The organism is Comamonas odontotermitis, from assembly GCF_020080045.1.
GTDB lineage: Bacteria > Pseudomonadota > Gammaproteobacteria > Burkholderiales > Burkholderiaceae_C > Comamonas > Comamonas odontotermitis.
This window is the reverse complement of record NZ_CP083451.1, coordinates 1,815,759-1,839,778: the sequence shown is the minus strand read 5'-3', so window position 1 is coordinate 1,839,778 and position 24,020 is coordinate 1,815,759. Positions and strand designations below refer to the sequence as shown.

General features: G+C 60.9%; 19 protein-coding genes and 11 tRNA genes. 7 read left to right on the top strand and 23 right to left on the bottom strand.

What is annotated here, in order from left to right; genetic code table 11:
- The first annotated feature begins 100 nt into the window (after positions 1–100).
- The 3 genes from LAD35_RS08555 (at position 101) to LAD35_RS08545 (ending at position 3,446) form a co-directional block, all read left to right on the top strand.
- Positions 101–1,912, top strand: coding sequence for a M14 family zinc carboxypeptidase (locus tag LAD35_RS08555; protein ID WP_224152258.1), 1,812 nt, complete (start codon positions 101–103; stop codon positions 1,910–1,912).
- A gap of 88 nt (positions 1,913–2,000) precedes the next feature.
- Entirely contained in the window at positions 2,001–2,384 is a 384-nt protein-coding gene (gene crcB / locus LAD35_RS08550; protein ID WP_224152257.1) for a fluoride efflux transporter CrcB, read from the top strand.
- A gap of 198 nt (positions 2,385–2,582) precedes the next feature.
- Positions 2,583–3,446: an LOG family protein gene (locus tag LAD35_RS08545; protein WP_224152256.1), complete on the top strand. Its 864-nt coding sequence runs from the start codon at positions 2,583–2,585 to the stop codon at positions 3,444–3,446.
- Positions 3,447–3,541: 95 nt separating this feature from the next.
- On the opposite strand, the gene LAD35_RS08540 is transcribed toward LAD35_RS08545, so the two are convergent.
- The 6 genes from LAD35_RS08540 to LAD35_RS08515 form a co-directional block, all read right to left on the bottom strand.
- Positions 3,542–4,807, bottom strand: coding sequence for an MFS transporter (locus LAD35_RS08540; protein ID WP_224152255.1), 1,266 nt, complete (start codon positions 4,805–4,807; stop codon positions 3,542–3,544).
- Positions 4,808–5,041: 234 nt separating this feature from the next.
- On the bottom strand, positions 5,042–6,616 hold the full coding sequence (rmuC, locus tag LAD35_RS08535) for a DNA recombination protein RmuC (RefSeq protein ID WP_224152254.1): 1,575 nt from the start codon (positions 6,614–6,616) through the stop codon (positions 5,042–5,044).
- Positions 6,617–6,712: 96 nt separating this feature from the next.
- Complete coding sequence (locus LAD35_RS08530; protein ID WP_224152253.1) at positions 6,713–7,708, bottom strand: 2-hydroxyacid dehydrogenase; 996 nt, start codon at positions 7,706–7,708, stop codon at positions 6,713–6,715.
- Positions 7,709–7,727: 19 nt separating this feature from the next.
- A complete protein-coding gene (locus LAD35_RS08525; RefSeq protein ID WP_224152252.1) occupies positions 7,728–9,158 on the bottom strand; it encodes a sodium:proton antiporter in 1,431 nt (476 codons plus the stop codon).
- A 155-nt stretch (positions 9,159–9,313) separates the two neighbouring features.
- Positions 9,314–10,567, bottom strand: a complete 1,254-nt coding sequence (gene pncB / locus LAD35_RS08520; RefSeq protein WP_224152251.1) for a nicotinate phosphoribosyltransferase — start codon at positions 10,565–10,567, stop codon at positions 9,314–9,316.
- Between the two features lie 120 nt (positions 10,568–10,687).
- Positions 10,688–11,155, bottom strand: a complete 468-nt coding sequence (locus tag LAD35_RS08515; protein ID WP_224152619.1) for an acyl-CoA thioesterase — start codon at positions 11,153–11,155, stop codon at positions 10,688–10,690.
- 416 nt (positions 11,156–11,571) lie between these two features.
- Between LAD35_RS08515 and LAD35_RS08510 the strand changes: the two genes are divergently transcribed.
- The 3 genes from LAD35_RS08510 (at position 11,572) to LAD35_RS08500 (ending at position 14,556) form a co-directional block, all read left to right on the top strand.
- The gene (locus tag LAD35_RS08510) at positions 11,572–12,126 is read left to right on the top strand and encodes a phasin family protein (protein WP_224152250.1); all 555 of its coding nucleotides are present in this window, start codon (positions 11,572–11,574) and stop codon (positions 12,124–12,126) included.
- A 419-nt stretch (positions 12,127–12,545) separates the two neighbouring features.
- Positions 12,546–13,592 (top strand): extracellular solute-binding protein, encoded by a 1,047-nt coding sequence (locus LAD35_RS08505; protein WP_224152249.1) that lies wholly within the window; start codon positions 12,546–12,548, stop codon positions 13,590–13,592.
- A gap of 205 nt (positions 13,593–13,797) precedes the next feature.
- Positions 13,798–14,556, top strand: coding sequence for a 3-hydroxyacyl-CoA dehydrogenase (locus LAD35_RS08500; protein WP_224152248.1), 759 nt, complete (start codon positions 13,798–13,800; stop codon positions 14,554–14,556).
- Positions 14,557–14,696: 140 nt separating this feature from the next.
- Here LAD35_RS08500 and LAD35_RS08495 read toward each other — a convergent pair.
- The 17 genes from LAD35_RS08495 to folC form a co-directional block, all read right to left on the bottom strand.
- Positions 14,697–14,773, bottom strand: a tRNA-Asp gene (locus LAD35_RS08495).
- Between the two features lie 48 nt (positions 14,774–14,821).
- A tRNA-Glu gene (locus LAD35_RS08490) sits at positions 14,822–14,897 on the bottom strand.
- A gap of 42 nt (positions 14,898–14,939) precedes the next feature.
- Positions 14,940–15,015: transfer RNA gene (locus LAD35_RS08485), tRNA-Ala, on the bottom strand.
- A 108-nt stretch (positions 15,016–15,123) separates the two neighbouring features.
- Positions 15,124–15,200 (bottom strand) — tRNA-Asp (locus LAD35_RS08480).
- A 48-nt stretch (positions 15,201–15,248) separates the two neighbouring features.
- Positions 15,249–15,324, bottom strand: a tRNA-Glu gene (locus LAD35_RS08475).
- Between the two features lie 42 nt (positions 15,325–15,366).
- A tRNA-Ala gene (locus LAD35_RS08470) sits at positions 15,367–15,442 on the bottom strand.
- Between the two features lie 108 nt (positions 15,443–15,550).
- Positions 15,551–15,627, bottom strand: a tRNA-Asp gene (locus LAD35_RS08465).
- 48 nt (positions 15,628–15,675) lie between these two features.
- Positions 15,676–15,751 (bottom strand) — tRNA-Glu (locus tag LAD35_RS08460).
- Between the two features lie 85 nt (positions 15,752–15,836).
- Positions 15,837–15,913, bottom strand: a tRNA-Asp gene (locus LAD35_RS08455).
- Positions 15,914–15,961: 48 nt separating this feature from the next.
- Positions 15,962–16,037, bottom strand: a tRNA-Glu gene (locus tag LAD35_RS08450).
- Between the two features lie 48 nt (positions 16,038–16,085).
- A tRNA-Ala gene (locus LAD35_RS08445) sits at positions 16,086–16,161 on the bottom strand.
- 68 nt (positions 16,162–16,229) lie between these two features.
- Positions 16,230–17,630: a glutamate--tRNA ligase gene (gene gltX / locus LAD35_RS08440; RefSeq protein WP_224152247.1), complete on the bottom strand. Its 1,401-nt coding sequence runs from the start codon at positions 17,628–17,630 to the stop codon at positions 16,230–16,232.
- Positions 17,627–18,841, bottom strand: coding sequence for an O-succinylhomoserine sulfhydrylase (locus LAD35_RS08435; protein WP_224152246.1), 1,215 nt, complete (start codon positions 18,839–18,841; stop codon positions 17,627–17,629). The genes gltX and LAD35_RS08435 overlap by 4 nt, the downstream gene beginning before the upstream one ends.
- 30 nt (positions 18,842–18,871) lie before the next feature.
- Complete coding sequence (gene purF / locus LAD35_RS08430) at positions 18,872–20,377, bottom strand: amidophosphoribosyltransferase (RefSeq protein WP_224152245.1); 1,506 nt, start codon at positions 20,375–20,377, stop codon at positions 18,872–18,874.
- Positions 20,378–20,396: 19 nt separating this feature from the next.
- Positions 20,397–20,936 (bottom strand): CvpA family protein, encoded by a 540-nt coding sequence (locus tag LAD35_RS08425; RefSeq protein ID WP_224152244.1) that lies wholly within the window; start codon positions 20,934–20,936, stop codon positions 20,397–20,399.
- Positions 20,937–21,025: 89 nt separating this feature from the next.
- Positions 21,026–22,024, bottom strand: a complete 999-nt coding sequence (locus LAD35_RS08420; protein WP_224152243.1) for an SPOR domain-containing protein — start codon at positions 22,022–22,024, stop codon at positions 21,026–21,028.
- A 47-nt stretch (positions 22,025–22,071) separates the two neighbouring features.
- Entirely contained in the window at positions 22,072–23,391 is a 1,320-nt protein-coding gene (gene folC, locus LAD35_RS08415) for a bifunctional tetrahydrofolate synthase/dihydrofolate synthase (protein ID WP_224152242.1), read from the bottom strand.
- Between the two features lie 46 nt (positions 23,392–23,437).
- On the opposite strand from folC, the gene LAD35_RS08410 reads away from it, so the two are divergent.
- Positions 23,438–23,800: an ArsC family reductase gene (locus LAD35_RS08410; protein ID WP_224152241.1), complete on the top strand. Its 363-nt coding sequence runs from the start codon at positions 23,438–23,440 to the stop codon at positions 23,798–23,800.
- The last annotated feature ends 220 nt before the right edge of the window (positions 23,801–24,020 follow it).

Genomic DNA, 24,020 nt, shown 5'->3' with positions numbered 1-24,020 from the left:
TTCTGAAATCCACACTGCAAATATGTGCCGGGGAGACAGCAAGGGCACTGCGCTTGCCCTATGCTGATGGATTGCAAGAATCTATTCTTCTCTCCCCGCCATGACCATTCTGCTCTCCAGCACCATCGATCGCACGCTCACCCAGTGGGTTCAGGAGCGCCTCGCCGACCCGCAGCCCGACGTTTTCTGGCAGCTCTGGTGCTTTGAAGGCGTTCAGGCGCGCCGTGCCGCCGAGCAGCAGCTCGCTGCCCAGGGCATTCGTGCCCGCATCCGCAGCAGCTACAAGCCCCTGGTACACGCGCTGCTGGAAGAAGTGCAGATGGACGGCCTGCGCGCTGTGGAGCTGCACTACCCGGTGCATGCCGATGCTGCCAACAATCGTTTTTTGCTGGAAGCCTATCCGCTGGCTGCCATGCTCTCGCACATCGATCTGAAGATGCAGGCCAACACCCATGGCAGCGGCGACGACCATTACAGCCTGCACCTGCATTACCGGGGTGGCCGTCACCAGCAGATGCATGTCTTTGCCCCCAACCGCCGTTTCGAGACCGCCCATGGCGGGCACGGCATCACCCCGTGCGGCTGGGAGCGATCGCAGGATTCGCAAGGTGCTTTCATGCACGATGCACCGCTCTCCACCGACTACGAGCTGGCCTACCAGCAGGCCATGCAATGCATTCGCCAGCAACCCTGGCCTGCTGGGGAGCCCTACTTCGGCCGCCTGCACATCCACATGGAGCTGCCAGGCTTTGAGCAACCCATCACCGGCACGGGCGAAGTGATGAGCACGCCCGAGGCCATGCATGAGGAGCTGTATTTCTCGCTGCTGGAGCATTTTCAGCACCTGTCGGGCCGACCGGCCGGTGACCGGCGCCTGCAGCCCGGGCAGATGGTGCCCGATATCCGCATGGCAACCGGCTCCGATCCCTTGGCGCTGCAGCACATCTCGGTACGCATTGAAAGCCAGGCCCTCCCGCTGCCTGAGCCGCTGGGCCAGCGCGCCGCTGCGTTTGCAGGCGCAGAAGCGGCCGCCCAGGCTGCGGCTGCACTGGAGCAAGCCCCGAGCCTGGCGCAGATTGCCGAGCTGACGCAGCCCTTGTTCGACACCTATGGCACCGCCTGGCAAGGGCGCAGCGTGCAAGGCCGCACAATTGCTGCCACCTACAAAAAGGGAAGCAACCACGCCGTGCTGCTGAGCGGCGGCCAGCATGCCAACGAGATCTCCGGCACCCACGGTGCATTGCGCGGCGCACTGGCGCTGGCAGCCCGGCCTGACAGCCACTTTGCCTACATCCCCGTCGAAAACCCCGATGGCTACGCCTTGCACGAGTGGTACCGCAGCTACGCGCCCGAGCAGATGCACCACGCCGCACGCTACACCGCGCTGGGCGACGACCTGGAATACCGCGACTCCGCGCCCTGGTACGAAAGCGCCGTGCGCCGCGATGCGCTGGCGGGCAGCGGGGCGCAGCTCCACCTGAGCCTGCACGGCTATCCCGCACACGAATGGACACGTCCGCTCACCGGCTACATACCGCAGGGCTTTGACCTGTGGACCGTGCCCAAGGGCTTTTTCCTGATCCTGCGCTACCACGATGGCTGGGAGGACGCAGCCGTTGCCCTGGCCGAGCAGGTGGCCCTCGCCCTCACCCAGGTGCCGGGCCTTGCGGCCTACAACGCGCGCCAGCTGCACCACTACCAGCAGCACTCCGGGCTGCAGCCTTTCACATTGCGCCATGGCACGCCCTGCACCATCAGCGCCCATGCAGCGTCGCCCGCGCCGGTCACCTTGATCACCGAGTTTCCGGACCAGACCGTCATTGGCGATGACTTCCGCCTGGCGCACACCGCCCAGCAGGCTGCGGTGCTGGCCGCCTATGCGGCATGGCAGGAAATCATGCAAAATAGATAGCAAGCAGCGCATACTCCGTCTGCGCCAAGCAGCGGATTCTTTGGCTGTATGATCAAGACCATTGTTGCTGCCTCGCTGAAAAAACACCATGTGGAACATCCTGGGTATCTCCGTCGGCGCCGCCCTCGGCGCTCTTGCGCGCTGGCAACTGGGTCGCTGGTTCAACCAGCCGCATGCCTTGCTGCCCTGGGGCACGCTGGCCGCCAATTTGGTGGGCGGCTACACCATCGGCCTGCTGGTGGCACTGTTCCAGAACATGCCGGGCATCGATCCCGTCTGGCGGCTGGTGCTGATCACCGGCTTTCTGGGTGCGCTCACCACCTTTTCCAGCTTTTCGGCAGAGACGGTGTCGATGCTGCAGGCCGAGAGATACGGCCTCGCCCTGCTGCAATGCAGTCTGCATCTGTTCGGATCGCTCGCGCTGACCGCACTGGGCCTGGCGACCGGCAATGCCCTGTGGGCCGGCCGATGACAGGCCCTTGCCCGGCCGCATTTGCGGGCATCGAAGGCGCACCGAGGCATTTTTGACACTTTTCGCGTTCGGCACCTGCCAAAACGCTATATATTCAGTAGCTATCAGCGCTTGAAAATCTTGCGTTGATGGCTTTTTTGTTTCAAGCATTGCTCCGGTGCCTGTGCTGCGGCCTGCACCACGTCAGAGGGAGACACCATGGACGCCAATACCCAGCTCGATGAACAAGTCATGGCGCATGACTGGAATCTGTTCAGCAAAGACCCGGCTGACGATAGCGCGATGAAGCGCGATTCCTACCGCCTCGCCTTTGCCGACCCCGAGTTTCTCAGCCGCCGCGAGACCCGCGCCATACGCTTTCAGCTCGAAATGCTCAAGCCAGATCTGGAACTGAGCGCACAGGGCATCAACAACACGGTGGTGGTATTTGGCAGCGCCCGCTTTGTCTCGCCCGAAGAGGCCGAGCAAAAGCTGGAGGCTGCCAAGGCCCAGGGCGATGCCAAGGCCATCGCCATTGCGCAGCGCGCCATGGCCACCAGCCGGTACTACGATGCGGCGCGCCGCTTTGCACGGCTGGTTGCCAAGTTCAGCGAAACGCAGAAGCTCGAAGACCGCCTCTACATCTGCACCGGCGGCGGCCCCGGCATCATGGAAGCCGCCAACCGCGGCGCCCATGAAGAGCGCGCCCCCAATGTGGGCATGAACATCACCCTGCCCCACGAGCAATCGGGCAACCGCTACATCACGCCCGAGCTGTGCTTCAAGTTCCACTACTTTGCGCTGCGCAAGATGCACCTGATGATGCGCGCCAAGGCACTGGTCGTCTTTCCTGGCGGCTTTGGCACCATGGACGAGCTGTTCGAGGTGCTGACCCTGGTGCAGACCCACAAGGCCAAGGGCGTGCCGATCGTGCTGTTCGGCTCCGATTTCTGGAGCCGCATGCTGAATTTTGATGTGATGATCGAGTACGGCACCATCTCGGCCGACGACGTCAAGCTGTTCCACATCACCGACGATGTGCACGAAGCCTGTCGCCTGATCCAGGCGTTCTACCAGGATTGAACGGCCAGGCGGCTTCTCGCCACCCAAGCCGATCCAACCAGCAAAAAGCAGCCAACCGGCTGCTTTTTTGTCTGTGGGAGCCACAATATCTACAGTTACTTTGGTTTCTTGGGCTCCACATCGGTCACCCCATCATCGCTGGCCGCATGCGCCTGGGGTGGCGTCGCTTGCGCCTCGATGGGCGTGAACGTGGGCAGCGGGGTGCGGCCCAGAACCCAGGCCATGCGCGAGCCCGCCCCCACCAATGCGCCCATCACCCAGAACACGCCGCCCACGCCGATGGCCGCGCCCGCCGCGCCAAACATCAGCGGCATGCACACGCTTGATCCGTTGATCAGCATCAACCGCAAGCCCACGGCCTCGCCATGGCGCTCTTCGGGGGTGATCTGGTGCAGCATGCTCATGGCCATGGGCTGCACGCTGCCCAGCGCAAGGCCCAGGAGCGCCGAGCACACCGCCATGGCCAGGGCGCCTGGCATCAGCGGGTAGATGGCAAACACGGCAGCGGTGAGCAACATGGCCACCATCACGACACTCATCTCGCGCATGTGGCGCGAGATGCTGGGCAGCAGCACGCGGATGACAAAGGCAGCCAGGGCAAACACCCCCAGCACCGTGCCGATCTCTGAAGCGGACAACCCCTTTTCATGGCCCAGAAGCGGCACCACGAAGGTATGCACATCCCAGCAGGAGGCCACCAGCCAGTTCACCAGCAGCAGGCGGCGAAAGCTCTGCTCGCGCAGCAGATCCCAGGCGTGGTGCGGCTGGCCGTCGCTCCTGGGGGCAGCGGTCGGCAAGTCGTGCGCCCCGCGCACGCACCACCAGGCCACCACGGAAAACAGCGCCAGCACCGCAAAGGCGATGCGGTATGAGAGGTTGTCTCCTGCCTGCCTGGTGGAATGGTCGATGATCAGCCCCGTGACCATGGGTCCCAGAAAGTTGGCCACCGCAGGCCCGAGCGACAGCCAACTGAAGATCTGCCGCAGCTCGCTCGCCTCGTGCGCCACACGACCCGCATGGCGCTGCAGCGCGATGATTGAGATACCGCAGCCCGCCCCCGTCAGCAGGGCCGACACGCACAGCACGTCAAAACGCGGAAACGCCACCCCGATGGCCGTGCCCGAAAACGCGAGGCCAATGGCGATCAGCATGGGCTTCATGAAACCGTGCTTGTCCGCATAGCGGCCCGCAGGCAACGAGAGAAACACCTGCGTCAGCGCAAACAGGCTGAGCAAAAAACCCACGGCGCCGGGGCTGTAGCCGTCGCGCAAGGCCAGCAATGGAGCGGCCAGCCGCGTGCCTGTCATGCAGGAATGGACAAAAAACTGGCCGACGATCAGCCGTATCAACTCGCGATTCACGCACTCCCCTTGGCTGGTCCGCACCCCCGGCGCTACCGGCCTGTCAGCAACGGCTTGATGGCTGCAGACACCCAGCCATGCATAAAAAATAGCTGATTGCGCTCAGCGGTATTGGTTTTCAGACCAAAAAGATGCTGAAAACCAATACAGGTATACGCTGCCAGCTCTCATTTTTTGCAACACTGCACGGTACATTTCCCGCAGGCCCCCACCCGGAGGCCCGGAAAGACATGCTCATGCGGACTTGTCCTGCATTGTCATCTGCGGCGCGGCTTGCTGGCTGTCGCCTCCGTCATCGGCGGCTGCGCCAATGCCTGCAGTGTCGGAATTGGGCAACTCATGCACGCCCGAGAGGCTGCGCTTGATGGCCCGCGTGCGCACATCCACCTGTTCGAACTTCTTGGCCGCCTGGTCGATGGATTTGCGCGTGGCCTCCACCGCTTCGCCAAACTTGTTGAATTCGGTCTTGACCTGGCCCAGCACGGCCCACACCTCGGAACTGCGCTTTTCAATGGCCAGGGTCTTGAAACCCATCTGCAGGCTGCTCAGCATGGCTGCCAGGTTGGCCGGGCCGGAAATCATCACCCGGCAGTCGTTCTGCACGGCTTCCACCAGGCCGGGTCGGCGCATCACCTCGGCAAACAGGCCTTCGGTGGGCAGGTAGAGCACGGCAAAGTCGGTGGTGTGAGGCGGCGCCACATACTTGCTGTGGATCTTGCGCGCCTCCAGGCGGATCGAGGTCTCGAAACCATTGCTGGCCGACTGGATGGCGGCCTTGTCCATGCTCTCCTGCGCATCCAGCAGACGCTGGTAGTGCTCCACCGGGTATTTCGAATCGATCGGCAGCCACACTGGCGCGTCGTCGCGCTTGCCCGGCAGGCGGATGGCGAACTCCACCATGTCGTCGCTGCCCGGCACGGTCTTCACGTTCCTGGCGTACTGATCGGCGGTGAGCACGTTGTCGATGATCATGCCCAGTTGCAGCTCTCCCCAGGTGCCTCGCGTCTTGACGTTGGTCATCACGCGCTTCAGGTCACCCACACTGCCGGCCAGAGACTGCATCTCGCCCAAGCCCTTGTGCACCTGCTCCAGCCGGTCACTCACCAGCTTGAAGGATTCGCCCAGGCGCTGCTCCAGCGTGGCGTGCAGCTTTTCGTCCACGGTCTTGCGCATCTCCTCCAGCTTGCTGGCATTGTCGGTCTGGATGCTGGCCAGCCGCTCGTTCAGGGTGCCGCGCAACTGCTCGGCCTGCTGCTGGTGGCCCTGCGCCAGCTGGGCCAGCTGGCGGCCCACGCCATCTTGCAGGCCGGTGAGGTGCGCCTGCACATCAACCTTCAGGCCCGAGAGGCTGTGCTGGTTGGCGCTGGTGAGGGCATCCACGCGCTGGGTCAGCGAGCTGTCAAGCGCCGAGAGCCGCTGGTTCACTGCCGCATCAAGGTGCGCCAGGCGCTGCGCCAGCTGCGCCTCAAACCCCGCCAGCGCCTGCTGCAGCTCCTGCCGGCCCAGGCGCGATTCGGCTACGCTTTGTGCAAGGCGCGCCTCCAGCGACTCGCGAAACTCCCCCATCGCCTCCAGGCTGCCCTGGTTCAGTTCGCGCAACTGCAGGTTGAGGTGCTGCGCCAGATGGCTGAATGCCCCTTCGTTGCGGGCCAGCGCCTGTACCGTGGCCTGCAGGTCGCGCCCCTGCTGGCCCAGCTGCTGCGCCCAGGGGTCGCTCAGATCCACCCTGGGGCGACGCACCAGCAGGATCAGCACAATGGCGAGCGCCACCGCCAGCAAAAGCGCAAGCAAAATCAGTTCCAGAGTCACAATCGCATCCTGCAGAGCAAAACTACAAAAATAATAGCTGCTTGCGCCCGGTACATGAGCGCAAGCAGCTATTTTTACCCTAAATTGGCGCGACTGTTACTTTTGGCGGCGGGTGGCGGCATCCAGCTGGTTGACCGGCGTGACCGGCGCCTTGCCGCCCAGGTAGGCAATCAGGTTGTCGGCGGCCAGTTGCGCCATGGCCAGGCGCGTGGGCGCAGTGGCGCTGGCAATGTGCGGGGTCAGCACCACGTTGGGCACCTTCAGCAGGTCGGGATGCACGGCGGGCTCGCCCTCGAACACATCCAGGCCTGCAGCCGCAATCTGGCGCGCCGCCAGTGCCTTGGCCAGCGCTGCGTCATCAACAATACCGCCGCGCGCAATGTTGATGAGCGTGGCCGTGGGCTTCATCAGCGCGATTTCGGCAGCACCAATGGTGTGGTGCGCCTCGGGCGTATACGGCAGCACCAGCACCAGGTGGTCGGCGGTTTGGAGCAACTCTTCCTTGCCCACGTAGCGGGCCTTGCATTCGGCCTCCAGCGCAGGCTGGAGCTGCGAGCGGTTGTGGTAGATCACCTTCATGCCGAAACCAAAGGCACCCCGTTTGGCAATCGCCTGGCCAATGCGGCCCATGCCGAGAATGCCCAGCGTGGAGCCATGCACCTCGGTGCCCGCAAACAGGTCGTAGCGCCAGTCCTTCCACAGGCCGGCACGCAGGTAATGCTCGCTCTCGCTGATGCGGCGGGCGGTCGCCATCAGGAGCGCAAAGCCGAAATCGGCGGTGGTTTCGGTGAGTACATCGGGCGCGTTGGTGCCCTGCACGCCTGCAGCCGTCATCGCTGCCACATCAAAATTGTTGTAGCCCACCGCCATGTTGGCGCAGATCTTGAGCTGCGGGCAGGCCGCGAGCAAGGCTGCATCAATGCGCTGCGAGCCGGTGGTCAGCACGCCATCCATGCCCTGCAGCCTGTCAATCAATTCGGCTCCCGACCAGGCCACATCCTCCGGGTTGGCGGTGACATCAAAGTGCTGCTGCAACGTGCTCACCACCTCGGGCGAGATGGCTCGGGCAATCAGAATCTTGGGACGGGACATCTGCAAATCTCTCCTCGGTTCAGCGGAACCAGATGAATGTCATGACGATGAAAAGCGGCACCAGAATGCTGCACGACCAGGCCATATAGCCAAAAAAGCTGGGCATGCGCACGCCACGGCTCTCGGCTATGGCCTTGACCATCAAGTTGGGTGCATTGCCGATGTAGGTATTGGCGCCCATGAAGACGGCACCGGCCGAGATGGCCGCCAAGGTGGAGCCCATGGTCGTCATCAGCGTGGCAGGGTCGCCCCCCGCCGTATTGAAGAACACCAGGTAGGTCGGCGCATTGTCGAGGAAGCTGCTCAGAAAGCCTGTCGCCCAGAAGTACATCGCCGGGTCAGGCGTACCGTCCGGCCGCGTCACCGCGCGCACGATACCGCCAAACGGCCCGCTCTCGCCCGCCTGCAGCATGGCGATGACCGGGATGATGGTGAGGAAGATGCCGGCAAACAGCTTGGCTACCTCCTGCATCGGCCCCCAGTCAAACTGGTTGGCCTGGTGCACCACCTTGGGCGTGAGCACAAAGGACAGCGTCGCCACCACGATCAAGCCAATATCGCGCACAAGGCCGGGCAGGCCCACATGGGCGCCTGCAATGGCAAAACCCACATCCGACTTCCAGAACCCGCTCATCAGCACCAGACCGACCACAACGGCGAGCAGCACGAAATTGATCTTTCCGTCAAAGCCGATGGATCCGGTATCGGGCGTCGGGTCAGGCCGGGCCACCGGCCCTTCGGCCTTGAATCTGGCGCTGTCGAGCACATAGAAGATCACGAGCAGCGCGCCCACCAGGAACACGGTCTCGGTAAAGATATGGCGCACGGTCCAGAAAAAGTCCACGCCCTTCAAAAAACCCAGAAACAGCGGCGGATCGCCCAGCGGCGTGAGCGAGCCACCCGCATTGGAGACGATGAAGATGAAGAACACCACCACATGGGCACAGCTCTTGCGCGCATCATTGGCCCGGATCAGCGGGCGAATCAGCAGCATCGATGCCCCCGTGGTGCCCATGAAGCTCGCCAGCACCGCACCGATGGCAAGAATGGCGGTATTGAGCGCGGGCGTGCCATGCAGATTGCCGCGAATATAGATGCCACCTGAGACTGTGAACAGCGCCGTCAGCAGGATCACGAAGGGAACGTACTCGGCCACCAGGGCGTGCACCAGGCTGCCCGCCGCCGCGCCCACGCCGAAGACGGCTGCAAAAGGCAGCAGAAACGCCAGCGCCCAGCCAGCGGCCACCTTGCCGAAATGGTGGTGCCAGAAATGCGGCAGAAACAGCGGCATCAGCGCAATCGACAGCAGAATGCCCGCGAACGGAATGCCCCAGGCCACCGACAGATCCGCCCCATTGAAACCCGCCGCAGACGCCAGCCCGGGTACAGCCGCCCCGATGGCTACCACCGCACTGCGCCACCAGCCCCACAGGCCTGTGCCTTGTCCCATGCCAAACTCCTTGCATCCGTTCTTATAAAAATAATAGCTGGCAGCGCATACCGGGCGCGCGCCGAGAGCTGATTCTAATGAAACCAGCTTCCCCTGCCTGCTTGCGCGGCCAGGGGCAAACCCGCAGAGCCGCCCTCACCCAAGCTCATCGACCCTCATCCCGCCCGGGCAGGTGCCGGAGACACACCCTGCGGCGGCTGGTTATCGTTTGGCGGCAGGTTGAACACCTGGCGCAGGTAGGCCAGGTATTTCTCATCGTCGCACATGCCCTTGCCCGGCGCATCCGAAATCTTGGCCACCGGCTGGCCGTTGCAAGCCGTCATCTTGATGACGATCTGCAGTGGCTCGTACCCCAGGTCGTTCGTCAGATTGGTGCCTACGCCGAATGCCAGCTGGCAGCGGCCATGAAAGCGCTGGAACAGCTCGATCGTGCGTGGAATCGTCAGGGCATCGCTAAAGATCAGAATCTTGGTGAGCGGGTCGACCTTGTGCTGCTTGTAATGCGCAATCAGGCGCTCGCCCCAGCTGAACGGATCGCCGCTGTCATGGCGCGCGCCATCAAACAGCTTGCAGAAATACAGATCGAAGTCGCGCAGGAAGGCGTCCATACCGTATACGTCCGACAGCGCGATACCCAGGTCACCCCGGTACTCCTTGGCCCACATCTCAAAGCCAAAGATCTGGCTTTCGCGCAGACGCGGCCCGAGCGACTGGCAGGCCTGCAGATACTCATGCGCCATGGTGCCCAGCGGCGTGAGCCCCAGCTCCTTGGCCAGCAGCAGGTTGCTGGTGCCCGCCAGCTGGCCCAGGCGTTCTCCGGGGCGCGGCGTCTTGGTCACTACACCCAGGCCGCCAGCGAGCGAGCGCAGCACCTCTTCCTGCCAGCGGCGACTGAAGCGGCGGCGCGTGCCGTAATCGGCAATCTTGAGCTGCTCCAGCCCCGGTGCATGCATGGCGGCAATCTTGGCTGCCAGGCGTTGGCGCCCCGCCTCCCAATCCGGCTGGGGCTGTGTATGGCGAAAATACACCTCATTGACAATGGCCAGCACCGGAATCTCGAACAGCACTGTGTGCAGCCAGGGGCCGCGAATGGCGATGTCGATCTCACCATTGGGTTTGGGGCTGACGGTGATGTACTTTTCGTTCAGTTGGTAGAGCCGCAGAAAATCGATGAAATCGCTTTTGAGAAAGCGCATCGACTGCAGGTAGGCCAACTCGTCATCACTGAACTGCAGCTGGCACAGGGCACGGATCTCGGCGCGGATTTCGTCCACATAAGGCGCCAGTTGCACGCCCGGATTGCGGCAGCGGAACCGGTATTCCACCTGCGCCCCCGGAAACTGGTGCAGCACCACCTGCATCATCGTGAACTTGTACAGGTCGGTGTCCAGCAGACTTTGGATAATCATTGGTTGGCTGCGCGGGGCGCTCACTACCGGCTGCCGGTGAATGGCCTCAATGCCCTGCGCCTTTTCATATGGTCGCAACCTGCCAAGTGTAGGCGATTGCGCAGGCGCACGCCGCCGCAGCTACCCCTGCAGCTGAATGGCCGTAACCGCCCGGAGCAAGGCGGCAGGCAGCGCCACCGGCCTGCGTTCGGTGCGATCCACATACACATGCACAAAATGGCCGCAGGCCGCACTGGCCTCCTCACCCACCACAAAAATACCCACCTCGTAGCGAACACTGCTACGGCCCACGCTGGCCACCCGGATGCCCACATCCACCTCCTGCGGGAAGGCCACCGGCGCAAAGTAGTTGCAATGGGTCTCGATCACCAGACCAATCGTCCCGCCCGCGTGAATATCGAGCGCGCCCTGCTCGATCAGATAGCGATTCACCGCTGCATCAAACCAGCTGTAATAGACGACATTGTTGACATGGCCATAGACGTCGTTGTCGGACCACCGTGTGGTGATGCGTTGAAAATGGGCATAGGCGCCGCGCAGCTGCGGCTGTGGCCGCTGAGGTGCGGCTGTGGCTGGCATATTGCTCATGGCATGGCCGTTCAGGAATGTGTTCAAGGCGGCTGGCATTGTAAAAGCGACAAGAGACGCTGGCCTGTCACCACGCAAGGTATGAATCGCTGGACGAGGCACGCTTTGCCACACCTCTGAAACAAAGCAGCGCTACAAATACAGAAAGAGGCTGAAAGAGGTTTTTCAGGCGAGGGTCGCCGCAGGCAAACTGGTTGCCTTTTCAACCAATCTACCGCCCGGTAGCCGCTTGAATTCAAATAAAAAACACTTTGTTGCTGCAGTGCACAAAAAACACTTGCAAAAGCATTTCAGATCCATACAATAACGATTATTGTGCAGTGCAGCAAAATGATCGCAATGCACAAGGATCACGGATGCAGACCGGCATCCGGATCTTGACCTTGAATGTTTGACTGACTAAACGGAGCAAGAAAATGGCATTGACCCCTGATCAAATCCTGGCTGCACACAAAGCTAACCTGGAAACCCTCGTTGGCCTGACCAACAAGGCCTTCGAAGGCGTGGAAAAGCTGGTGGAACTGAATGTTGCCGCCACCCGCGCTGCCCTGAACGATGCAGCCACCAACGCCAAGTCGGTGCTGGATGCAAAGAACGCCCAAGACCTGATCAGCGTGCAAGCTGGCCTGCTGCAGCCCATGGCTGAAAAGTCTGCTGCCTACAGCCGTCACCTGTACGAAATCGCTGCTGCTACCAGCCTGGAATTCAGCAAGGCTTTCGAATCGCAAGCCGGCGAAGCCCAAGCCAAGTTCAACGAATTCGTGGACACCGCTGCCAAGAATGCACCTGCTGGTTCCGAAAGCGCCGTGGCTGTGATGAAGACCGCCGTTGCTGCCGCCAACAACGCCTATGACAGCGTGCAAAAGGCCGTCAAGCAAGCTGGCGAAGTGGCTGAAACCAACTTCAACACCATCACCAACAATGTGGTGAAGGCTGCTGGCAACGTTGGTACCGCTGCCAAGAAGCGTTAATTCGGCGCCATTCTCGCTTGGTGAACTCGTAGCAATGGATTCACACGCTTTTTCCGCCTCTTGTTGCCAAACTCCTACAGTTTGGTAAAAACGCAGAAAGAGCGCTGGACAGAGCAAAGGGTTAACCCTAGAATTGCACCATTGTGTTGAGAAATTCAACACACCCAGTTGTCTCCTTGGATCTTTTCGAAACCTAGTTTCATGGATCCTTTTAAAGCCCGGTTCACACCGGGCTTTTTTTTGGCTGCAGCCTGAACAAGGCAGACCCGGAGCGCTTTGCCAGATCCTCATCAGATTCGTACAAAGCTTGTCACCCCCGATCAACTTGCGCCACATCCACTGAGATTCAAAAAACAATTGGGAATAATTCTTGTTTGAATTAAGATCGGGCATCTTTGTTCCTGGCCCCTATCTGCCGTATGCAATCTCTCAAAGCCCTGGCACTCGCATGTGCCCTCGTCTCCGCCGGTGCTGCCGCCCAGGCTGAAGAAGTCGTCAACCTGTACTCGGCCCGCCATTACTCGACCGACGAAGCCTTGTACACCAACTTCACCAAGGCGACGGGCATCAAGATCAACCGCGTGGATTCAGACGACGCAGGCATCATCGCCCGCCTCAAGGCCGAAGGTGCGGCATCGCCTGCCGATGTGATCCTGATGGTGGACGCCGCACGCCTGTACCGCGGCGAAAAAGATGGCCTGTTCCTGCCCATCCGCTCGCAAAAGCTCGAAGAAGTCATCCCTGCCAACCTGCGCGCCCAACCTGAAGCGGATGGCGGTATTGCATGGTTTGGCCTGTCCACCCGCGCCCGTATCATCGCCTATAACAAGGTCAAGGTGAAAAAGGAAGACGTCGACACCTACGAAGCCCTGGCCGACCCCAAGAACAAGGGCAAGATCTGCATCCGCTCGGGCTCCCACCCTTACAACCTGAGCATGTTCGGCGCCGTGACCGAGCACATGGGCGAGCAGAAGGCCCAGCAATGGCTGCAGGGCGTCAAGGACAATCTTGCGCGCCCTCCCAAGGGTGGCGACACCGACCAGATCAAGGCTGTAGCGGCCGGTGAATGCGATATCGCTGTCACCAACAGCTATTACTTTGCGCGCATGCTGCGCTCCAACAATCCGGAGGATGTGGCAGTCGCCAACAAGGTGGGCGTGGTGTTCCCCAACCAGAACAGCTACGGCACCCACCTGAACATTGCTGGCGGCGCCATCGCCAAGTACACCAAGAACAAGGACAATGCCGTCAAGTTCCTGGAATACCTGGCCAGCCCCGAAGCACAGACCTACTTTGCCAATGGCAACAACGAGTGGCCGGCTGCCAAGAACGTGCAAGTGGACAACCCTGCCCTCAAATCCATGACCCAGGGCAAGCCATTCAAGAGCGAAACCATCCCCATCAGCGCCGTGGGCGCCAACATGGGCAAGGTGCAACAGATGCTGGACCGCGCTGGCTTCCAGTAATGCCTGGCGAAAATACCGCTGCACTGACACAAAAAGCCCGTTCACGGGCTTTTTTTGCGACTGGAAAAGCACCCGCCCTCGGGTAAGATGCTGATTAATTGACGTTAACGTCAACGTGGAATATGCAAGGCCCTCGTACTGTGAAGCGCCTGAGATTCTATTCTGAGATCCATCGACACCATCTGCTCAACAAGGAGACACGGCAATGCAGATTTCAAACAAGGTATTCATCGTCACCGGCGGCGCATCGGGCCTGGGCGAAGGCACGGCACGCATGCTGGCCAAGGAAGGCGCGACCGTCGTCATCGCTGACATGAATGCAGACAAAGGCGAGGCCATCGCCAAGGAGCTGGGCGGCGCTTTCGTCAAATGCGATGTCTCCAATGCCGAGCAGGCGCAGGCTGTGGTCGACAAGGCCGTTTCGCTGGGCAAGCTGTTCGGCCTCGTCAATTGCGCAGGCATTGCTCCGGCTGAAAAGACGGTGGGCAAGAACGGTGCGCATTCGCTCGACGTCTTCAGCAAGACGATCACCGTCAACCTCATCGGCAGCTTCAACATGATCCGCCTGGCTGCCACCGCCATGAGCAAGAACGAGCCTGAGGCCACCGGTGAGCGCGGCGTGCTGATCTCCACGGCTAGCGTGGCCGCCTATGACGGCCAGATTGGCCAGGCAGCGTATGCGGCGTCCAAAGGCGGGGTGGTGGGCATGACACTGCCGATTGCCCGCGACCTCGCCCGCAACGGCATCCGCAACATGACAATTGCGCCTGGCATCTTCGGCACGCCCATGCTGTTTGGCATGCCCCAGGAAGTGCAGGACGCGCTGGCAGCTGGTGTGCCCTTCCCCAGCCGCCTTGGCAAGCCGGAAGACTATGCCAAGCTCGTCAAGCAGATCATCGAAAACGACATGCTCAATGGCGAAGTGATCCGCCTGGATGGCGCGATTCGCCTGGCCCCCAAGTAAATCGCCATACCCACAACAAAATGCCTTCCCGGTATGGGAAGGCATTTTTCTATGTGCATGCGCGTTTCGCCAATGGTTCAGAAGAGAAATAAGAGCGCAAACAAAAAGCCCTCTTGCGCAAAGCAAGAGGGCTTGGAATCTGGCGGAGTGGACGGGACTCGAACCCGCGACCCCCGGCGTGACAGGCCGGTATTCTAACCAACTGAACTACCACTCCTGGCAGGAAGCTTTGCTAGCTATTATATAGCATCAAGCGCTTCAAACTTGGCGACCCTACGGGGATTCGAACCCCGGTACTCACCGTGAAAGGGTGATGTCCTAGGCCTCTAGACGATAGGGTCAATCCTAGAACTTCTGGCTGTTTCCAGCCAGCGTGTTTTATTTGGTGGAGGTAAACGGGATCGAACCGATGACCTCTTGCATGCCATGCAAGCGCTCTCCCAGCTGAGCTATACCCCCCAATATTTTTATATCAACCCAATACTTTGTCGGGATCACTCGCTGTACTTCAGTACAGCTTCGCGATCCCTTCGAGTCTTGGATCGATCTAAAAACATTCAAAAACTGTGGCGGAGTGGACGGGACTCGAACCCGCGACCCCCGGCGTGACAGGCCGGTATTCTAACCAACTGAACTACCACTCCTGGCAGGAAGCTTTGCTAGCTATTATATAGCATCAAGCGCTTCAAACTTGGCGACCCTACGGGGATTCGAACCCCGGTACTCACCGTGAAAGGGTGATGTCCTAGGCCTCTAGACGATAGGGTCAATCCTAGAACTTCTGGCTGTTTCCAGCCAGCGTGTTTTATTTGGTGGAGGTAAACGGGATCGAACCGATGACCTCTTGCATGCCATGCAAGCGCTCTCCCAGCTGAGCTATACCCCCCAATATTTTTATATCAACCCAATACTTTGTCGGGATCACTCGCTGTACTTCAGTACAGCTTCGCGATCCCTTCGCGTCTTGGATCGATCTAAAAACATTCAAAAACTGTGGCGGAGTGGACGGGACTCGAACCCGCGACCCCCGGCGTGACAGGCCGGTATTCTAACCAACTGAACTACCACTCCTGGCAGGAAGCTTTGCTAGCTATTATATAGCATCAAGCGCTTCAAACTTGGCGACCCTACGGGGATTCGAACCCCGGTACTCACCGTGAAAGGGTGATGTCCTAGGCCTCTAGACGATAGGGTCAAAACCTGGAACTACTTTTCAGTAACCGATTAAAAAAGCGCCCTCTTCATACAAAGGCGCTTTTTGCATCAAGCGACTGACCAAATGGCGGAGTGGACGGGACTCGAACCCGCGCCCCCCGGCGTGACAGGCCGGTATTCTAACCAACTGAACTACCACTCCTGGCAGGAAGCTTTGCTAGCTATTATATAGCATCAAGCGCTTCAAACTTGGCGACCCTACGGGGATTCGAACCCCGGTACTCACCGTGAAAGGGTGATGTCCTAGGCCTCTAGACGATAGGGTCAAAACCTAAGAACCGATTCATTAAAAACGCATCGTTTCCGACAAATCTTGGTGGAGGTAAACGGGATCGAACCGATGACCTCTTGCATGCCATGCAAGCGCTCTCCCAGCTGAGCTATACCCCCAAAATCCTGGCAAACAACCCTCAGTTATTAAGTGCTGCTCACCAAAGACTTGAATTATAGGGTGAATTTTATCGCTTTTGGAGTCTTTCGGTAATTTTTTCACGACCCAGCAATGCAAGCACCGCATCCACCGATGGGGTGTGGGCCGTGCCCACAGCCAAAACCCGCACTGGCATTGCCAGTTGGGGCATCTTGATGCCATGGGTCTTGAGCACCTGCTTGAAACCGGCGCTGATCGATTCCTTGCTCCAGTCGCCCTGCTCCAGCACCTGCAGCAGTTCATCGATCACCGGCGTGATCTCTGCCGTGACATGCTGAGCCAGGTCTTCCGCGCTCGGCTGCGGATCGCGGTAGAACACCTGGGCCCAGTTGGCCAGGTCGACCAGGGTGTCGCAGCGGTCCTTGAAGAGGCCGCAGATGCGTGGCAGACGACCATCAGACAGCTCTCTGGAGTCGAGCCCCAGCTTCTGCAGGAAGGGCATCACCATGGCAGCCAGCTCATCGTCAGGCGTCATCTTCATGTGCTGTGCATTCACCCAGCGCAGCTTGGCCTCGTCAAACTGGCCCGCGCTGCGGCCCAGGTGGTCCAGGTTGAACCACTCCAGGAACTGCTGGCGCGAGAAGATCTCATCATCGCCGTGACTCCAGCCCAGGCGCGCCAGGTAGTTCACCATGGCATCGGGCAGGTAGCCCTCATCGCGGTACTGGGTGACGGCCTTGGCGCCATTGCGCTTGCTCATCTTTTCGCCCAGCTCGTTGAGCACAGTGGGCAGATGGGCAAACACGGGCACGGTCGCACCCAGCGCCTCAAAGATGTGAATCTGGCGCGGCGTGTTGTTGACATGGTCGTCACCCCGGATCACGTGGGTGATGTTCATGTCCATGTCGTCCACACAGACGCAGAAGTTGTAGGTGGGTGTGCCATCGGGGCGCGTGATCACGAGGTCATCCAGCTCCGAGTTCTGGAACTCGATATGGCCCTTGCACTTGTCGTCCCAGCCGACCACGCCGGTCAACGGCGTCTTGAAGCGCAGCACGGGCTTGACCCCTTCCGGCACCGGAGGCAGCACTTTGCCAGGCTCTGGCCGCCAGGTACCGTCATAGCGCGGCTTTTCCTTGTTGGCCATCTGCTTTTCGCGCAGTGCGTCCAGCTCTTCCATGCTCATGTAGCAGGGGTAGACTGCCCCCTTTTCCTGCAAGGTGGCCAGCACTTCCTTGTAGCGGTCCATGCGCTGCATCTGGTAGAACGGGCCTTCATCAGGGGTCAGTTGCAACCAGGCCATGCCTTCCAGAATGACATCGACCGATGCCTGCGTCGAGCGCTCCAGGTCGGTGTCTTCGATACGCAGGATGAAATCACCCTCGTTGGCGCGCGCAAAGGCCCAGGGATACAGGGCCGAGCGGATGTTGCCCAGGTGGATGAAGCCGGTCGGCGAAGGTGCGAATCGGGTACGTACTTTTTGTGTCATTTGAGGGTATCCAGTCCGCGGGAGAGATCGGCTTTCAGGTCATCCAGATGCTCCAGCCCCACGGAAATGCGAATCAGGCCCTGGCCCACGCCAGCGGCCTGGCGCTGCTCTTCGGTCAGGCGGCCGTGCGAGGTACTGGCCGGGTGGGTGATGGTGGTTTTCACATCGCCCAGGTTGGCGGTGATGCTGCACAGCAAGGTGCTGTCGATCACATGGAAGGCGTTGGCACGCAATTGCTCGGCATTGTGGCCACGCACATCGAACGACAGCACAGCGCCGCCCAGGCCGTTTTGCTGGCGCATGGCCAGCTCGTGCTGCGGATGGCTCTTGAGGCCCGGGTAGTAGACCCGCGCCACCTTGGGGTGCGTCTCCAGCCAGGCGGCCAGCTCCAGCGCCGCAGCGCTTTCGGCCTTGACGCGCAATGAGAGCGTCTCCAACCCCTTCATCACCACCCAGGCATTGAAAGGCGAGAGGTTCAGGCCACCGCTGCGCAGGAAGGTGCCCATCACCTTGTCCACCAGTGCCACGGTACCGCAGACGGCTCCCGCCATGACGCGGCCCTGGCCGTCGAGGAACTTGGTGCCCGAGTGCACCACGAGATCAGCCCCGAGCTTGACCGGCTGCTGCAGCACGGGCGTGGCAAAGCTGTTGTCCACGGCCAGCAAGGCGCCGTGTGCATGGGCAATGTCGGCCAGCGCGGCGATATCGCACAGGTCGGTGAGCGGGTTGGTCGGCGTTTCGGCAAACAGCATGCGCGTGTTCGGCCTGATGGCGGCCTTCCAGGCGGCAGTATCGGTTTGCGACACGAAGGTGGTCTCCACCCCGAAACGCGCCATCTCGGTGCCCAGCAGCTTGATGGTGGAGCCAAACATGGACTGCGAGCAGATGACGTGATCGTCCGTCTTCAGTGCGGTAAGCGCCACCAGCAGAATCGCAGACATGCCCGTGGACGTTGCCACCGCACATTCGGTTCCTTCCATCGCGGCCAGTCTGCGCTCGAAGCTCGTCACGGTGGGGTTGCTGGTGCGCGTGTAGGTGTAGCCCTCTTCCTGCGCGGCAAACCGGCGTGCTGCCGTCTCGGCGCTGGGCTGCACAAAGCTGCTGGCCAGGTACAGCGCCTCGCTGTGCTCGCCCCACTGGCTGCGGTCCACCGCCTCACGAACCGCCAAGGTGTCTGGATGCAGACCCTGCGGCAATGCTTTATTTATCATTCAGATTCCAGTACGGCCAGAGTGCCGTGTTCAGGCCACATCGGCGGCATTGCGCAGCGACAGGCGCGAGGTATCTACATCGTCTTCTTCGGTGGAAACGCGGCCCTCATTGACGCGTGAGATGCCCTCTGCGGTAATGCCTGTGACGTAGACTCCGTCAAAGCAGGAGGCCTCGAAGCCATGCACATCGGTATTGAGCTTGCCCACGGCCATCTTCATACCGTCCACATCCTGGTAGATCAATGCATCGCAGCCAATGTACTGGCGAATTTCTTCCAGGCTGCGGTCATGCGCCACCAACTCCTTGGCGGTGGGCATGTCGATGCCGTAAACATTGGGGAAACGCACAGGCGGCGCAGCACTGGCCAGGTACACCTTGTTGGCGCCTGCATCACGCGCCATCTGCACGATCTCCTTCGATGTGGTGCCACGGACGATGGAGTCATCCACCAGCAGCACATTGCGGCCCTTGAATTCGCTGCTGATGGCATTGAGCTTCTGGCGCACCGATTTCTTGCGCGTGCCCTGGCCCGGCATGATGAAGGTACGGCCCACATAGCGGTTCTTGACGAAGCCTTCGCGGTACGGCTTGCCCAGCAACTGCGCCAATTGCATGGCGCTGGGGCGGCTCGACTCGGGGATGGGGATCACGGCGTCGATCTCATTGGGCGGCACCATGGAGACCACGCGCTTGGCCAGGGTTTCGCCCAGGTTCAGACGGGCCTGGTAGACCGACATGCCATCGAGCACCGAATCGGGGCGCGCCAGGTACACGAATTCAAAGATGCAGGGATGCAGGGTGGAGTTGTCGGCACACTGCTCGAAGGTGGTGGTGCCGTCATCGTCGATGAACACGGCTTCACCAGGTGCGATGTCGCGGTCGAGCTGCTGCATCGTGCCTTCCAGCGCCACGGATTCGCTCGCCACCATGACCGTGCCGTCCGCCCCCTTGCCAATGCACAGCGGGCGGATGCCATTGGGGTCGCGAAAAGCCACAACGCCGTGGCCGGCAATCAGCGCGATTACCGCATACGATCCCTTGATGCGCTTGTGCACCGCGCGCACGGCGTTGAACACGTCGGCCTTCTGCAGCGGAACACCACGCGTGGCGCGCTCCAGCTCATGCGCAAACACATTGAGCAGCACTTCCGAATCGCTATCGGTATTGGTGTGACGATGGTCCGTCGAAAACAGCTCCTTGCGCAACTCGACCGCGTTGGTCAGGTTGCCGTTGTGCACCAGCACGATGCCAAAAGGCGCATTCACGTAGAAAGGCTGCGCCTCTTCTTCGCTGTACGCGTTGCCGGCCGTGGGGTAACGCACCTGGCCCAGGCCCACATTCCCCGGCAAGGCGCGCATGTTACGTGTGCGGAACACATCCTTGACCATGCCCTTGGCCTTGTGCATGAAGAACTTGCGTCCCTGTTGCGTTGCGATGCCGGCTGCATCCTGTCCACGGTGTTGCAACAGCAACAGCGCGTCATAGATCAATTGATTGACCGGCGTGCTACTGACGACTCCGACGATTCCACACATATTGAGCGTTCCAAAAACGTTAACGCGGCTCTGCCGCGATGCGCGAACCAGCCTCGGTGAGCTGGTCCACCAGCGAAGACCAATGTCTTCCCATTTCCTGCGGCATCCATGGCCGCAATACCGACACTGCTGACACCAGGTACGGTGCCAATACGGAAGTGTTCCAGATTTGCGATTCCCGCATCGGTGTCAGCAGAAAAACCAGAGCGATCAATACAAGTAGTAACAGGCCACGCACAGCCCCGAACAAGGCACCCAGGGCACGGTCAAAGGGCCGCAGGCCCACCATGGTGACCAGTTTGCCAATCAGCCAGATCACGACGCCCAATGCAAACAAGGCGGCGATGAAGGCAATCACGAAGCCCGCCCCTGTGCGCAGGCCTTCGTCCACGTCCTGCATGGGTAGCCAGGTACCAACCGTCTCGCCCCACAGCCGCGCGGCAATGAAGGCCAGCACCCAGCTGGCCAGGGACAGCACTTCGAACACCAGGCCGCGCCAGGCGCCAATCAGCACCGAGCCCAGCAACACCACCAGCAACACCCAGTCAAGCGCGGCCACAGACTGCCTCAGGCAAGCGGGCCAGCGCACCAGGCGTATGGCCAGCAGATGGGGGCATGACACTGCATCACAAGCACCACTGCCCGTGCCTACATGGGCACCAGCGCAGCGGGCAGGCCCTGGGCCTTGACCTTCGCTGCAGCACGTTCAGCCTCTTCCTTGCTGTTGAAGGGGCCCACACGCACACGGATACGGTTGCCCGCCGAGGTCTTCACATTCTGCGTGAAGGCTGAAACCCCTGCCATCTGCAGTTTGGCGCGCACCTCGGAAGCCTTCTCCGCCTCGGCAAACGCGCCTACCTGAATGATGTAGCGCGACGACGCTGCAGCAGCTTCGGGCTTGGCAGCGGGCGCAGCAGCGGCATTGCTGCGGCCCTCCATCATGGCGCGGACGCGGTCTGCCTCGTCATCTCGCTTGGGCTTGGGTTGCTCCTTGGGCTTTTCTTCCTTCTTGGGCTCTTCCTTGGGCTTGGCCTCAGGCTTTGTTTCTGGCTTGGACTGCGGCTTGGACTGCGGCTTGGCCTCTGGCTTGGACTCCGGTTTGGTTTCAGGCTTGGGCGCTGGCTTGGGCTCTTCCTTGGGCTTGGCTTCAGGCTTGTGCTCCGGTTTGGCTTCGGGCTTGGTCTCTGGCTTGCTGACAGCAGGCTTGTCTGCAGGCTTTGCCGAAGCGGCGGCCGCTGCAGCCGCGCTTGCAGCCGCCGCAGCGGTTGCTGCATTCTGGGCGGTGCCCGATGCGTGGCTGCCTGCGCCGCTGCCCGAGACAATTTCTTCTCCAGCCACCAGGCCGTTGTCGGTACGGGCCGGCCCCACCGAGGCGGCAGGGGGCACGCTCAGCGCAGCCACCCTTTCGCGGTCAGGAATCTCGATGGAAGCATTCACCGGCAGCGGACGCGGCTGGGTGTCGAACAGCATCGGAAAGCCGATGATGGCCAGCAGCACCAGTACAGTCGCGCCGATCAGGCGGTGGCGCGCGCGGCGCCGCATGGCGTCTGCGCTTTCGGCAGGGTTGCTGCGGGGCGCACGGATCACGCGCTGGTTTTCAGCGTCCTGCTGTTTTTTGCCGGGCCATCGAAGATTGAAAATTGCCATGGACGATTTGGAGTTGAGCGTCGGGCCGTACCACCGTCAGGCGGCACTTAGTTCAGGTGCTTGGCATCCAGCCGGGGAACACCATCCTTCAACACCCCACCCACCGTATAGAACGAGCCGAAAACCACAATTCTATCAGCGGGCTCTGCAGCTTCGATAGCAGCACGCAAAGCCGCCATGGGGTCTGGATGGCAGCTGGTTGTTACATCGTGGCGTTTGTCCGACAGCAGCTGCACCGCATTCCATTTGGACTGCAGATCGGCAGCCTTCTCGGCGCGCGGCGTGGGCAGATCGGTGAAGTACCAGCGATCGATCAGCGGCCCGATCTTGCGCAGCATGGGGGTCAGGTCCTTGTCGTGCATGGCCCCGAAGATGGCATGCGTGACCGGGAAATAACCCATGGCGTCCAGATTGGCGGTGAGCGCTGCAATGGCGTGCGGGTTGTGCCCCACGTCCAGCACCAGCGTGGGCTGGCCCGGCACGATCTGGAAGCGCCCTGGCAACTCGACCATCGCCAGACCATTGCGCACCGCCTGGGCTGTGACCGGCAATTTGTTACGCAATGCTTCATAAGCGGCCAGCACGCCCGACGCATTGACCAGCTGGTTGGCGCCGCGAAGCGCTGGATAGGCCATGCCCGAATAACGGCGACCGCGCCCGGCCCAGCTCCACTGCTGCTTGTCGCCTTCATAGTTGAAATCGCGGCCAAAGCGCCACAGATCGGCACCAATCGCCTCGGCATGGTCGATCACGCTTTGCGGCGGCATGGGGTCGCTCACCACGGCAGGCTTGCCAGGGCGCATGATGCCGGCTTTCTCGCGACCAATCGATTCGCGATCCGGCCCGAGCAGATCCATGTGGTCGAGATCGACACTGGTGATGATGGCGCAGTCGGTGTCGATGATGTTGGTGGCATCAAGCCGCCCGCCGAGACCGACTTCCAGAATCGCGACATCCAGCTTGGCCAGGCTCAAGAGGCGCAGTATCGCCAGCGTCGTGAACTCGAAATAGGTCAATGAGATTTCAGGCGGCTGCAGCCGTGCCGCCTCCACTGCCTCAAAGTGCGCAATCAGATCTGCAGCAGACACGATCTCGCCACGCACGCGGCAGCGCTCCTCAAAATGCACGAGATGCGGCGAGGTGAACACACCCGGGCGATAGCCCGACTCCAGGGCTATCGCCTCTGCCATGGCACAGGTCGAGCCCTTGCCATTGGTGCCCGCCACGGTGATCACCGGGCAGTCAAAACGCAGCGCCAGCCGCTCCGCCACAGCCTTGACACGCGTCAAGCCCATATCAATAGTAGAAGGGTGAATCTGCTCGCAGTGGGCCAGCCACTGATCCAGGGTGTCGAATCGGGTTTGCATGGGGCCAGATTGTCGCGTAATTAGGGCTGTGTCATCATTTGCACCTATGAGTAACCACACCATCACCGTCTACGGCATCCCCAATTGCAGCACCGTCAAAAAGGCCCGTACCTGGCTGGACGAGCAAGGCGTTGCCTACCAGTTTCACGACTTCAAAAAGGCCAGCGTGCCACAGAGCCATGTGCCCACCTGGATTGCCCAGGCCACCTGGGAAAAGCTCGTCAACCGCCAGGGCACGACCTGGCGCAAGCTTGATGCAGCTGTTCAGCAGAGCGTCACCGATGCCGCCAGCGCCACACAACTGATGCTGGACAACCCCAGCGTCATCAAGCGCCCGGTCGTCGAATGGGCAGATGGCTCGGTCACCGTCGGGTTTGACGAGGCCGCCTGGAGCAAAAAGACCTCCTGAACGCCTGGCACCTGATGGATTGGGCCTTTTGCAGAGGCCAAGGCAGCAGGTGTTTGCTATCAAAATTAAAGTGCCAACGCGCTTCAATTCAACGCAGGGAGCCGGTTTGGCTTTCATCGCAATGGTTGATGGCACTTTTACCTGTGTTTTACCTGCGCGCGAACCGCGGGAAACGCTGCCGCCGTAGCATACCAATCCATAGGGCTTGCAACACTGCGTA